The following is an 11,572-nucleotide window of genomic DNA, read 5'->3' on the forward strand; positions in this document are numbered from 1 at the left end:
GCCCGACGGCCGCGCGCCCGTGCGGCATTAAGAACGCATAAATACTGCCGGAAAATGGCAGTGCGCCGAAGGGGTGGGTCGCGTCAGGATGGGAGTGCAGGGACGGGGGGCGAGGCCCGGGTGCCGGATCACGGAAACGAGGTCCGGCACCCGGGTGCGTGCGGCTCCCGTGCGTGACCGGTCAAGGGGGCGGGGGCATGGGGGAGTTGATCGACGCGGCGGTGGGGTTCCCAGGAGTGGCCTTCACCTCCGCGATGGCGGTGGTGGTGTGCTTCTGGCTGCTCGTCGCGGTGGGCCTGGGCCGGGCCGACAGCTTCGACGAGGACGCCGACCTGGGCGCCGCCGGGCTCGGCGGCGTGCCGGTGGCCGTGGCCGTGTCGCTGCTCGTGGGCACGGGCTGGCTGGTGACCCTGGCGGGCTCCGTCGCGCTCGAGCGGACCGGCTGGACGGGGCTCGCGCACGCGGCGGGGGACCTCGGGCTGCTCGCGGTGGCCGCGCTCGTCGCGTACGGGGCGACGCGCGCCCTCGTCCGCGCACCGGCGCGGGACCCGAGCGGCGCCGCCACGTCGCCCCAGGACCTCGTCGGCTCGGTGGGCACGGTCCGCACCGGCTGGGTCGACCTGGAGTCGGGCCAGGCCGAAGTGGCCGCGCCGGACGGGACCGTGGCCGTCGTCGAGATCCGGCAGGACCCGTCCGTGGCGGGGGAGCCGATGGCGGTCGGCGGCAGTGCCCTGCTGCACGCGTACGACGCCACCGGCGCGTTCTTCTGGGCCGTGCCCTGCGCGGTGCCGCTCGCCCCGGGCCGCCCCCGCCCCGCCCGCGCGGCCGAGGCCCCACCCGCGAGCCGCGCGGACACCGGCCCCGCGGACGACCCCTGGCCCCACGCCGACTGCGCATGACGCCCGGCCCGCGCCCGGCCCCCACTGGCCCGAGCGGCCGTTCTGACGCCGCGCGCACGGCAGTTCACCCACACTCAGGCGTAGCTGAGGATCAGTGCCGCCAGGGTGACCTGCGCGCTGATCTGCACCGTGATCAGCAGCCCCCGCCAGCCCTCGAACGGCTCCCGGCGGCGCGGCCACGCGGCCGCGAGGACGCCGGACACCGCCGAGACGAGGAAGGCCCCCGCGACCAGGGCCGGGGACACCCGCGCGCAGTCGACGCCGTACGTCAGGCACCCGGAGGCGCGCTCGGAGGACAGCGTGAGCACGAGGGAGCCGATGGCGGTGGGCACGAGGAGCACGAGGGCGACCAGGGCAGTGATGCGGGCGGCCCGGTCACCGGCGTCGGGTCGCGGGGCGGCGGTGCTGCGGCTTTCGGTGGTCATGCCCCCAGTCCAGCCGTGGCCGAGGCCCCGGAGAACCGGTCGGGTACTCAGACGCCTTGAGTGGCCGCACTCATCCGCATGCAGCCGAACTCAGCCGCACGCAGCCGCACTCATCTGCTCAGGTGTCCGTGCGTGGCCGCATCCATCCGCTCACGCGTCGCGCGTCGTCGCGCGCCCCCGGATGCGGGCCTCCGCGACCGCGGCCCGCCCGCCCTACGCCGCAGGCCCGAGCCGCGGTATCTCGATGGCGGGGCACCGGTCCATGACCATGTCGAGGCCCGCGGCGCGCGTGCGCGCGTAGGCCGCCTCGTCGATGACGTCGAGCTGGAACCACACGGCCTTCGCGCCGATGGCGACGGCCTCGTCGGCGACGGCGCCTGCGAGGTCGCTGTTCACGAACACGTCCACGACATCGACGTCGAAGGGAATCTCGGCGAGCGAGGCATACCCCTTCTCGCCGTGCACCGTCTCCGCCTTGGGGTGGACCGGCACGACGCGTTTGCCGTACCGCTGGAGCACCTCGGCGACGCCGTACGCGGCACGCCGCTCGTTGTTCGACAGGCCGACGACGGCCCAGGTGTCACCGAGTCCGGTGAGGATCTTGCGGACGGTGGCGGGGTCGCCGTGCATGTCGGGCCTCCAGGGTGTCGTCGGTCTCACTACGCCAACGGCGGCGCGAGCCGGGTGATTCCCGGCTCGCGCCGCCGTCGGGCAGGGCGGCAGGACGGGGTGTCCGCGGCGCCGCCGGGCGGGCGTCAGACGTTGACGCCGAAGTCCGACGCGATGCCGCGCAGGCCGCTCGCGTAACCCTGGCCGACGGCACGGAACTTCCACTCGGCGCCGTGGCGGTAGAGCTCGCCGAAGACCATCGCGGTCTCCGTCGACGCGTCCTCGGAGAGGTCGTAGCGGGCGATCTCCTGGTTGTCCGCCTGGTTCACCACGCGGATGAACGCGTTGCGGACCTGGCCGAAGGACTGGCCGCGGTTCTCCGCGTCGTGGATCGACACCGGGAACACGATCTTCGTGATCTGCGGGGGCACCCCGGCGAGGTTGACCTTGACGGCCTCGTCGTCGCCCTCGCCCTCACCGGTGAGGTTGTCGCCCGTGTGCTCCACGGAGCCGTCGGGGCTCGTGAGGTTGTTGTAGAAGATGAAGTGCTGGTCGGAGACGACCTTTCCGGAGTCGTCGCAGAGCAGCGCGCTGGCGTCGAGGTCGTAGTCCGTGCCGGTGGTGGTCCGCACGTCCCAGCCCAGGCCGATCAGCACGGCCGTGAGGCCGGGCGCCTCCTTGCTCAGCGAGACATTGCCGCCCTTGGAGAGGGAAACTCCCACGTGTCCTCCTGTGGTCCGCTACCGAGAATCGCATCCGGCCGTGGTCAGGGCCGGGACTTAGAATCTACATGAGTGTAGAAGCGTCCGAAGGGGGTACAGCCCCTTCCGGCCGTTACGATGTGGCGCTCCCTATGAGACGTACGCGACATACGTGAGGTATGTGATGCGAGGGAGCGAGAGACGACGGAAGCACGCGCGGCGGCGGCAGGCGCGGCACACCGCGACGGGAGGCGAGGGCACGGTATGACGCAGCATGCGGAAGGGCCGCGGGAGCCGCGTCCGCGCAGACGCGGGCAGGGCGAGCTGGAGGCCCAGGTGCTCGCGGCGCTGCACGGCGCGCGCGGCCCGGTGAGCGCGGCCTGGGTGCAGGAGCGCATCGGCGGCGACCTCGCGTACACGACGGTCATGACGATCCTCACGCGCCTGCTCGCCAAGAACGTGGTGACACGTGAACGCGCGGGCCGCTCCTTCGTGTGGCGGTCCACCGCCGACGAGGCCGGGCTCGCCGCGCTGCGGATGCGCAAGGTCCTCGACGGTGAGAGCGACCGGTCAGCGGTCCTCGCGAGCTTCGTCACCACCCTGTCCGCCGACGACGAGCGGCTGCTGCGCGATCTGCTCGGCGAGGCGGGCGGCACCGCGGGCGCGGAGGACTGACCGCTCGCCATGGGGCTCTTCGTCTTTCTGCCGCTCGTGCTGCCGCTGTCCGCCTGGCCGGTCGCCCGGCTCGCCGCCCAGCACCTGCACCCGCGCACCGCGACCCGCCTGCTGACCGCGCTGGCCGCCGTCATGGCCGTGTGCAGCACGCTCTGCCTGGCCCTGCTCATGGTCGTCGGCACCGCCCAACTCCCCGGCAACCCGCTGCCCGACGGCTGGTCGGACCCCGAGGTCCGCGCCGCGCTGCCCTACGACGAGGTCGCGGGCCGGGCCGCGATCCCGGCGCTGACGCTCGTCTGCGGGGCTCTCGCGCGCACGCTGTGGCGGCATGCGACGGTACGGCGCCGTGGGTGGCGTGCGCTCGCGGGGCTGCCCGGTACGTCGGTGGCCGTGGTGCCGGACGAGACCGAGGCGTATGCCTACGCGCTGCCCGGGAAGGAGCGGCGGGCCGAGGGCCGTTCGCGGGGTCGGCGCCGGACCGGGAGGAGCGGCCGGGGCGCGCCGCACGGGCGTGTCGTCGTCAGCCGCGCGCTGCTCGACCGGCTCCAACCCGCCGAACGGCGTGCCCTGTTCGCCCACGAGCGAGCCCATCTCACCGCGCGCCACCACCGGTTCCTGCTGGTGACGCAGTTGGCGGCGCGCGCCAACCCGTTCCTGCGGCCGCTCTGCACAGCCACCGCGTACACCGCCGAGCGGTGGGCCGACGAGGAGGCGGCGGCGGTCGTACGGGACCGGCGTGTGGTGGCGCGCGCCATCGGCAAGGCCGCGCTCGCCCGGCCGCGCACGCCCGGGCCCGCGCTCGCGGGGCTTGCCGCCGCGGGCCCGGTGCCGCGCCGCGTCGCCGCACTGCTCGGCCCGGCGCCCGCGGCCCGCACCCGGCCCTCGCTGTTCACGGCGATGGGCCTCGCGCTCTGGGGCGCCGCGTGCGGCACCGTCGTGTCCGCGATGTCCTCGGCGAACGCGACGGTGACGATGGTGCTCGTCCTGCGGGCCGCCACGCCGCTGTGACGCGCCCGCCCGCCGGCCGGTCAGAGGTCGGATCAGAGGTCGAACTCGTGCGGCGGCAGGTCGAGGGCGAAGCACGCCTCGCGCACCACGGCCTGCTCGTCCTTGTCGAAGTCGCCGTCGGCGCCGCCGATGACGATGCCGATCTGGATGACGGCACGTGCCTCGGCCGGCTTCTTCTTGGCCTTCGCGACCTCCTGCAACACGCTCACCTTGCCGAACGCGAAGTCGGCCGTCAGCTTGTCCACGTACGCGTCGAAGCGGGCCCGCAGGTCGTCCGCGGCGAAGTTCTGCAGCACCTCGTTCGTGGCGATCAGCTGCGCGACGCGCTGGCGCTCGGCGGCGTCCACGGTGCCGTCGGCGGCGGCGACAAGGGCGCACATCGCCATGCTGGAGTCGCGGAAAGCCCCGCTCGTGAGGTCGTTCTTCTTCGCCGTCAGCTGCGCCTGCATCGTCGAGGCGGATTCCTTCAAGCGGTCCCACAGGGCCATGGAAAAACTCCATCAGTTGGTGCCGGCGGTTGCCGCCGACCAATTTCTACAGCACTGTAGAAGTTAGCATCCGCGGCAGCCGTACCGAAATGCGCCGTTGGTCGCGTGAGTCACGCAAGTCACTTGTGTTTCATGGGTTCCATCAGTTCCGTACGTACGGAGAGGCCGACCGATGACACCGACGCCCCGCGAGCGTCCGCACAGCACGGCACGCGAACTCCTGGACGGCGCGACGGCGGAGCTCGCCCCGAAGCCGCACGCCAACCCGCTGGTCCCGCTCGTCGCGGACGGCGCCGCCGACCGGCGCGCGCTCGCCGCACTCGCCCTGGAGCAGTGCCGCGTCATCCCGGCCGACCGCCGGTCCTTCCTGCACCTGGCCGCCCGCTCGGCCGACGCGGGCCTGCCCGCGTGCGCGGCCTTCTTCGCGGCGCTCGCCGAGGGGGAGGAGGCGGCCCTCGACCGGCTCGGCCCGCTGCTCACCGCCTGCGGGGTGGACGCGGAGCAGGCGGCGGCGTACGTCCCGACGGCGGGCTGCCAGGCCTATCCCGCCTACGTGGCGTGGCTCGCCCTGAACGCCGAACCGGCCGACGCCGTGCTCGCCCTGACCGCCAACTTCGCGGCGTGGGGCGGCTACTGCGGCGCGCTCGCGCGGGCGCTGCGCGGGCACTACGGCTTCTCCGACGAGGCCTGCGGCTTCTTCGAGTTCTTCGCCGGGCCCGCGCCCGACCTCGACCGCGCGACCCTCGCCGCGCTCCAGGAGGGCATCGACCTGGAGCGCCTCACGCCCGCGACGGCGCTGCGCCAGGGGCGGCTGCTCCAGGACTACGAGGAGATGTTCTGGGGGACGCTGGCGGGGCTCGCCTGAGCGCGCCCCGGCCGCACGGCGCGGGGGAGGACGTACTGAGTCCTAACCCGCCTGCCCCGCCCGCATCACGATGGCCGTCACGACGACCCCGTCCCGCACCAGCCAGGTGCCGGAGAACCCCGTCAGGCGTGCGCCCGCGACCACAGGGCCCTCCACCAGGAGTGCGGCGCTGAACGTGCCGTCCGCGCGGATGTCCAGGTGCGCGTCCTCGAAGCCGAGCCAGCGCCTGGCGAGCGGGAACCACGCCTTGTAGACCGTCTCCTTGGCGCTGAACAGCAGCCGGTCCCACGGGACGGCGGGCTCTGTGACGGCGAGCGCGGCCAGCGCGGCGCGCTCCTTCTCGTCGCTGACCAGTTCCAGGACGCCCGGGTCGGACAGCGGCTCGGCCGGTTCGGCGTCGACACCGACGGAGATGACGGCGCCGGCGCGGGCGACGACCGCCGCGCGGTAGCCCAGGCAGTGCGTCATGCTGCCGACGACGCCCTCGGGCCACACCGGCGCGCCCTTGTCTCCGCGCGGGATGGGCCCGGGCGGCACATCGATCCGGGCGAGCGCGGTGCGGGCGCAGTGCCGCGCGGTGGTGAACTCGCGCTGGCGCTTCGGCACCGCCTTCGCCACGTACGCGACCTCTTCGGGGAACAGGACGGCGTCGGCCGGGTCCTCGCGGGTCTCGACCACGACGACGGGCTCCGCGGCCAGGAGCGCGCCCAATATGCCGGTCTCGTCGGTTACTTCGCCGGTGGACTTCGAGGGTGACGTCACAGTCGATCACTGTACCGGCGGCCCGCGCGGCGCGGTCCGGGATTCCCGCGTCGGGCCCGGCGACCGGCGCGCGGGGGCCCGTGCAGGGAGCGCATAGGGTGGCCTGATGCAGGACGAGTACCGCACCGTGGCCCGTGAGGGCGTGCACGAGACCGAGATCAACCGCTCGCGCTTCCTGTGCGCGCTCGCACCCGCCGCCACCGAGCGGGAGGCCCAGGACTTCGTCGCCCGCGTCCGCAAGGAACATCCGACGGCCAGCCACAACTGCTTCGCGTACGTCATCGGCGCCGACGCCTCCGTGCAGAAGGCGAGCGACGACGGCGAACCGGGCGGCACCGCGGGCGTCCCCATGCTCCAGATGCTGCTGCGCCGCGACATGCGCTACGTCGTCGCCGTCGTGACCCGCTACTACGGAGGCGTCAAGCTCGGCGCGGGCGGCCTGATCCGTGCCTATGGAGGAGCCGTCGGCGAGGCGCTCGACACGATCGGCACGCTGACCCGCAGGCGCTTCCGGCTCGCCACCGTCACCGTCGACCACCAGCGCGCGGGCAAGATCCAGAACGATCTGCGGTCGGCGGGGCGCGAGGTGCGCGACGTGCGGTACGGGGACGCGGTGACCATCGAGATCGGCCTTCCCGACGCCGACGTCGAGGCCTTCAAGGGGTGGCTCGCGGACGCCACGGCGGGCAGCGCGTCCTTCGAGCTCGGGGGAGAGGCGTACGGGGACGCCTGAGGGCGGTCGAGGCCCGGCCCGGGTGGGATCGGGCCCCGGGGAGGGGCGACCTCGACCCCGCGCCCAGGCGTGAACGGGTGTGAATAGGTAGAATTCGGGCATGGGGAAGCGGCCCGTGACGCCGACTGCGCCCGAACTCGTCCTCGAGACCGACACCGGCTCCACGGTGATGAGTCCGAGCCGGGACTATCACGTCGGCCGCGACCCGCTCAGCGACGTCGTCATCGACGACGCCCGCGTCTCCTGGCACCACGCGGTCCTGCACGCCGAGCTCGACCACTGGACGATCGCCGACGAGCACAGCACGAACGGCACCTACGCCGACGGACACCGCGTCCAGGAGTGGAGCGTCGGCCCCGGCAGCGTCCTGCGCTTCGGCAACGCCACGGACGGCCCGCGCGCGGTGCTCGTCGGCCGCGAACCGCCCCCGCCCGCCGCCCCCGAGCGCCCCTCCGCCGTCCGCACGCCCTCGGCCACGGGCACCTTCCGCCAGCCCACGACCGTGCGCCCGCTGCCCACCCGCACCGTCCGCATCGGCCGCGCCGCCGACAACGACGTGGTCATCGACGACCTGGTCGTCTCCCGCCGCCACGCGGAGCTGCGGTTCCTCGCCGACGGCAGCTACGAGATCGTGGACCTCGGCAGCCACAACGGCACCTACCTCAACGGCCAGCCGGTCGCCCGCGCCCCGGTCCTGCCCGGGGACATCGTCGGCGTCGGCCACCGCGCGTACTGCCTCGTCGGGGACCAGCTGCAGGAGTACGTCGACACGGGCGAGGTGTCGCTCGACGTGCAGGAGCTGACCGTCGCCGTCGACCGGGGCCGCAGGACGCTGCTCGACCGGATCTCCTTCCCCGTCGGAGAGAAGTGCCTGCTCGCCGTCGTCGGCCCCAGCGGCGCGGGGAAGTCCACCCTCCTCAACGCCCTCACCGGACTGCGCCCCGCCGACGGCGGCACCGTCCTCTACGACGGCCGCGACCTCTACCGCGACTTCGCCGAACTCCGCCAGCGCATCGGCCTGGTACCGCAGGACGACATCCTGCACACGCAGCTCACCGTGCGCAGAGCCCTCGGCTACGCGGCCGAACTGCGCTTCCCCCAGGACACCGAGAAGGCCGAACGCCGGGCCAGGGTCGACGAGGTCATCCGCGAACTCGGCCTGGAACAACGCGTCGACCAGCCCATCCACAGCCTCTCCGGCGGCCAGCGCAAGCGCGTGAGCGTCGCCCTCGAACTGCTCACGAAGCCGTCGCTGCTCTTCCTCGACGAGCCGACGTCCGGGCTCGACCCCGGCATGGACCGCTCCGTGATGCACATGCTGCGCGGACTCGCCGACGACGGCCGCACCGTCATCGTCGTCACGCACAGCGTGCTCAGCCTCGACGTGTGCGACCGGCTCCTCGTGCTCGCGGCGGGCGGCAGGATCGCCTACTACGGGCCGCCGCAGGACGCGCTCCCGTTCTTCGGCTACGCGCAGTGGCCCGAGGCGTTCGAGGCCTTCGAGGGGGACCGCGACCGGGACTGGGCCGGGGGCTACCGGCAGTCGCCCTTCCACCAGCAGTACATCGTCAACTCCTCGGCGCAGCCGTATCTGCTGCCGCGGGGCGGCGTCGGTCAGGGCGGCGCGGGCGCCGTCGCCTTCGCGCCGCCGCCGAAGGCACAGAGCTGGGGCTCCCAACTGCGCACCCTGGTGCGGCGGTACGCGGCCGCCCTCGGCGCGGACCGGACGTTCCTCGCCATCATGATCGCGCTGCCGTTCGTGATGGGCGCCATGGCCCGCGCGCTCGCCGGGAGCAGGCTGACCCAGGAGACGGCGATGAACGCGCTGCTCATCCTGTGCGTCGGCGGCGTCCTGACCGGCGCCGCCAACGCCGTGCGGGAGCTGGTCAAGGAGCGCGTGATCTACCAGCGCGAACGGGCTGTGGGGCTCTCCAGATCGGCGTATCTGATGTCCAAGGTCGTCGTGCTCGGCACCGTCACCGTGCTGCAGGCCGTCGTGCTGACCCTGGTGGCCCTGCTCGGCGTCGACCTCAACGCGCCCGCGGGGGAGGGCGTGCTGCTGCCGCCGCTGGTCGAGATCACCTTGGCGGTGGCCCTGCTCGCCTTCACGGCCATGATGCTCGGCCTGCTCGTCTCGGCCCTGGTGCGCAAGGAAGAGGTGACGATGCCGCTGCTCGTGCTCCTGGCCATCGTCCAGGTCGTGTTCTGCGGCGCGCTCCTGAAGCTCCACGGGGTGCCCGGCGTCGAGCAGCTGGCGTGGCTCGTGCCCTCGCGGTGGGCGCTCGGCGCGATGGCCGGGACCATCGGCCTCGGCCGGATCGTCCCGGGCGAGCTGACGGCCGATCCGCTGTTCCGGCACTCCGCGGGTGTCTGGCTGCTGAACATGGGCGCGCTGGTGGCCCTCTCGGTCGTCTTCGGGTACGCCGTCGCCAGGCTGCTGCGGCGGCACGAACCGGCGATCATGCGGAAGTAGCGAGCAGCGGCCGACGACGGGTGACCGGCGAACAGGGACAGCGCGGGAGCGGCGAACAGGAGCGGGAGCGGACGAGATGACCACTGCGGACTTCCGGCCCACACATGTCGTCCCCCAGGACGGGCTGCCCGCCTGGGAGGCGCCGGACGCCACCCGGCCGACCACACCGCTCGACGCGCTGCTGCCCGTGTGCCTGGTCGACAGGATCGGCGACTGGGGCCGCGTCGTCTGCGCCAACGGCTGGTCGGCCTGGGTCGACGGCCGTCTCCTGGTCGCCGTGCCGCAGGACCCGCCGGCCGCGGGCCACCCCCTGACCCGGACGGCCGACCCGCGCCCGCTCCTCGCGCGCTCCGAGGACGCGCTCACCCGCTACCGGCGCGCGGCCGAGGAACTGGTGAGCGGCACCGCGGACGGCGAGTCCTTCCACCGCCGGACCCGCGGCCTGCGCGTCGGCATGATCGTGGACGGCGAGTCGGTGTGGCTCTACGACGCCGAACACGAGCGGTGGGTGTACTGCGACGGGACGCGGCTCAGCACGTACGCGGCGGGGGAGGGGCCGAGCGCGCACGGTGACGGGGGCGGCGGGACCGCGGCGAACGGGGGGCAGGCGGGCCAGGCGGGGGCGCCGGAGCCGACGCAGGTGGTCGAGGCCGTGCCGGATCCGGGGTCGGGTCCGGTTCCGGGTACGGCGGACCGTCCGGACGGCGGGAACGGCACCGCGGACCCGTACGGCCGAAGCGCCGCCCCCGCCCCGTACGACCAGAGCCGCACCCCCGACCCGTACGGCCGAAGCGGCACCCCCGACCCGTACGGCGAGGACCCCACCCGCCGCATCCCGCCCGTCACGGTCGACCCCGACCCGCCCGCCCGGCCCGGTGACGCCTGATGGGCGGCGCCCCGCACGACGCGCCGGCGAGCCGCAGCTCGCACTCCGGGCGGCCGTCCGACCTGATCGGGAAGCAGATCGCGGGCTACCGGGTGGAGAGCGAGATCGGGCGCGGCGGGATGGCCGTCGTCTATCGCGCCAAGGACCTGCGCCTGGACCGGACCGTCGCGCTGAAGCTGCTCGCCCCCGAGCTGGCCCGCAACGACACGTTCCGGCAGCGCTTCACGCACGAGTCACGCGTGGCCGCAGCCATCGAGCATCCGCACATCGTGCCGGTCTTCGAGGCGGGCGAGACCGACGGCGTGCTCTACATCGCCATGCGCTACGTCCCCGGGCTCGACCTGCGCCATCTGCTCGACCGCTCGGGCCCGCTCCCCGTCGGCACGGCCCTGCGCATCGCCGCGCAGGTCGCGTCCGCGCTCGACGCGGCCCACGACCACGGCCTCGTCCACCGCGACGTGAAGCCCGGCAACATCCTGGTGGCCAAGGGCACGGACAGCGACCACCCGGAGCACGTCTACCTCACCGACTTCGGCCTGACGAAGAAGTCGCTCTCGCTGACCGGGTTCACGTCCGTGGGCCAGTTCGTGGGGACGCTCGACTACGTGGCGCCGGAGCAGATCTCCGGGCGCCCCGTGGACGGCAGGTGCGACGTCTACAGCCTCGCCTGCGTCATCCACGAGACCATGGCCGGCGGGCCGCCGTTCCAGCGCGACGACGACATGGCGCTGCTCTGGGCCCACCAGTACGACCAGCCGCCCCGCCTGACCGAGAAGCGCCCCGGCAGCCCCGGAGCCCTCGACGGAGTCCTCGCGAAGGCGCTGGCCAAGAGCCCCGACGAGCGGTACGGCTCCTGCCTGGAGTTCGTGGCCGCGCTGCGCGCCGCCGTCACGGGCAGCGCCCAGGGGCACCCGCCGACGCAGGTCGACCTCCAGGTCGTGGGGGCCCCGGTGGACCCGGGGGCGCCTCCGGACCCGCCCCGCTGGGCCAGGCCGGTGTTCCGGCGGCTGCCCGAGTAGGCCCGTCCGGGCCTGTCGGTGTCTGTCGG

13 protein-coding genes are annotated in these 11,572 nt (G+C 73.8%); 8 read left to right on the forward strand and 5 right to left on the reverse strand.

The annotated features are described in order from the left end of the window. Positions 1-197: 197 nt before the first annotated feature. Positions 198-899 carry a hypothetical protein gene (locus OO63_RS19530; protein ID WP_234311180.1) on the forward strand — a complete coding sequence of 234 codons (702 nt, stop codon included), beginning with the start codon at positions 198-200 and terminating at the stop codon, positions 897-899. 74 nt (positions 900-973) lie between these two features. Here the strand turns inward: OO63_RS19530 and OO63_RS19535 are convergent, their stop codons facing one another. From OO63_RS19535 to OO63_RS19545, 3 genes are all read right to left on the reverse strand, one after another. Next, the gene (locus tag OO63_RS19535; protein ID WP_030358668.1) at positions 974-1,324 is read right to left on the reverse strand and encodes a hypothetical protein; all 351 of its coding nucleotides are present in this window, start codon (positions 1,322-1,324) and stop codon (positions 974-976) included. A 213-nt stretch (positions 1,325-1,537) separates the two neighbouring features. Next, the gene (locus OO63_RS19540; RefSeq protein WP_030358669.1) at positions 1,538-1,954 is read right to left on the reverse strand and encodes a CoA-binding protein; all 417 of its coding nucleotides are present in this window, start codon (positions 1,952-1,954) and stop codon (positions 1,538-1,540) included. Between the two features lie 125 nt (positions 1,955-2,079). Next, entirely contained in the window at positions 2,080-2,655 is a 576-nt protein-coding gene (locus tag OO63_RS19545) for a TerD family protein (protein WP_030358670.1), read from the reverse strand. Between the two features lie 243 nt (positions 2,656-2,898). Between OO63_RS19545 and OO63_RS19550 the strand changes: the two genes are divergently transcribed. Both OO63_RS19550 and OO63_RS19555 read left to right on the forward strand, forming a co-directional pair. After that, the gene (locus tag OO63_RS19550; RefSeq protein ID WP_030358671.1) at positions 2,899-3,309 is read left to right on the forward strand and encodes a BlaI/MecI/CopY family transcriptional regulator; all 411 of its coding nucleotides are present in this window, start codon (positions 2,899-2,901) and stop codon (positions 3,307-3,309) included. A 9-nt stretch (positions 3,310-3,318) separates the two neighbouring features. Beyond that, positions 3,319-4,317, forward strand: a complete 999-nt coding sequence (locus OO63_RS19555) for a M48 family metalloprotease (RefSeq protein ID WP_030358672.1) — start codon at positions 3,319-3,321, stop codon at positions 4,315-4,317. A 32-nt stretch (positions 4,318-4,349) separates the two neighbouring features. Here the strand turns inward: OO63_RS19555 and OO63_RS19560 are convergent, their stop codons facing one another. Further along, positions 4,350-4,805 (reverse strand): tellurite resistance TerB family protein, encoded by a 456-nt coding sequence (locus OO63_RS19560; protein WP_030358673.1) that lies wholly within the window; start codon positions 4,803-4,805, stop codon positions 4,350-4,352. 172 nt (positions 4,806-4,977) lie between these two features. Between OO63_RS19560 and OO63_RS19565 the strand changes: the two genes are divergently transcribed. Then, positions 4,978-5,670 carry a heme oxygenase-like domain-containing protein gene (locus OO63_RS19565; protein WP_030358674.1) on the forward strand — a complete coding sequence of 231 codons (693 nt, stop codon included), beginning with the start codon at positions 4,978-4,980 and terminating at the stop codon, positions 5,668-5,670. Between the two features lie 42 nt (positions 5,671-5,712). Here the strand turns inward: OO63_RS19565 and OO63_RS19570 are convergent, their stop codons facing one another. Next, complete coding sequence (locus tag OO63_RS19570) at positions 5,713-6,381, reverse strand: 4'-phosphopantetheinyl transferase family protein (RefSeq protein ID WP_106983354.1); 669 nt, start codon at positions 6,379-6,381, stop codon at positions 5,713-5,715. A gap of 157 nt (positions 6,382-6,538) precedes the next feature. Between OO63_RS19570 and OO63_RS19575 the strand changes: the two genes are divergently transcribed. From OO63_RS19575 to OO63_RS19590, 4 genes are all read left to right on the forward strand, one after another. Then, positions 6,539-7,165, forward strand: a complete 627-nt coding sequence (locus tag OO63_RS19575) for a YigZ family protein (RefSeq protein ID WP_030358676.1) — start codon at positions 6,539-6,541, stop codon at positions 7,163-7,165. A gap of 100 nt (positions 7,166-7,265) precedes the next feature. Beyond that, on the forward strand, positions 7,266-9,638 hold the full coding sequence (locus OO63_RS19580) for an FHA domain-containing protein (protein ID WP_030358677.1): 2,373 nt from the start codon (positions 7,266-7,268) through the stop codon (positions 9,636-9,638). A gap of 76 nt (positions 9,639-9,714) precedes the next feature. After that, positions 9,715-10,524: a hypothetical protein gene (locus OO63_RS43635; RefSeq protein WP_033264265.1), complete on the forward strand. Its 810-nt coding sequence runs from the start codon at positions 9,715-9,717 to the stop codon at positions 10,522-10,524. After that, positions 10,524-11,543 carry a serine/threonine-protein kinase gene (locus OO63_RS19590; RefSeq protein WP_030358679.1) on the forward strand — a complete coding sequence of 340 codons (1,020 nt, stop codon included), beginning with the start codon at positions 10,524-10,526 and terminating at the stop codon, positions 11,541-11,543. Before OO63_RS43635 ends, OO63_RS19590 begins: the two co-directional genes overlap by 1 nt. The last annotated feature ends 29 nt before the right edge of the window (positions 11,544-11,572 follow it).

Origin of the sequence: Streptomyces alboflavus (assembly GCF_000716675.1) — a bacterium.
In the GTDB taxonomy this organism is placed as follows: Bacteria; Actinomycetota; Actinomycetes; order Streptomycetales; family Streptomycetaceae; genus Streptomyces; species Streptomyces alboflavus.

What these genes read in the sequence shown, in the direction of transcription:
- OO63_RS19535 (WP_030358668.1), bottom strand. Translation starts at nt 1,324, where the DNA reads ATGACCACCGAAAGCCGCAGCACCGCCGCCCCGCGACCCGACGCCGGT.
- OO63_RS19560 (WP_030358673.1), bottom strand. Translation starts at nt 4,805, where the DNA reads ATGGCCCTGTGGGACCGCTTGAAGGAATCCGCCTCGACGATGCAGGCG.
- OO63_RS19580 (WP_030358677.1), top strand. Translation starts at nt 7,266, where the DNA reads ATGGGGAAGCGGCCCGTGACGCCGACTGCGCCCGAACTCGTCCTCGAG.
- OO63_RS19565 (WP_030358674.1), top strand. Translation starts at nt 4,978, where the DNA reads ATGACACCGACGCCCCGCGAGCGTCCGCACAGCACGGCACGCGAACTC.
- OO63_RS19575 (WP_030358676.1), top strand. Translation starts at nt 6,539, where the DNA reads ATGCAGGACGAGTACCGCACCGTGGCCCGTGAGGGCGTGCACGAGACC.
- OO63_RS19540 (WP_030358669.1), bottom strand. Translation starts at nt 1,954, where the DNA reads ATGCACGGCGACCCCGCCACCGTCCGCAAGATCCTCACCGGACTCGGT.
- OO63_RS43635 (WP_033264265.1), top strand. Translation starts at nt 9,715, where the DNA reads ATGACCACTGCGGACTTCCGGCCCACACATGTCGTCCCCCAGGACGGG.
- OO63_RS19530 (WP_234311180.1), top strand. Translation starts at nt 198, where the DNA reads ATGGGGGAGTTGATCGACGCGGCGGTGGGGTTCCCAGGAGTGGCCTTC.
- OO63_RS19590 (WP_030358679.1), top strand. Translation starts at nt 10,524, where the DNA reads ATGGGCGGCGCCCCGCACGACGCGCCGGCGAGCCGCAGCTCGCACTCC.
- OO63_RS19550 (WP_030358671.1), top strand. Translation starts at nt 2,899, where the DNA reads ATGACGCAGCATGCGGAAGGGCCGCGGGAGCCGCGTCCGCGCAGACGC.
- OO63_RS19555 (WP_030358672.1), top strand. Translation starts at nt 3,319, where the DNA reads ATGGGGCTCTTCGTCTTTCTGCCGCTCGTGCTGCCGCTGTCCGCCTGG.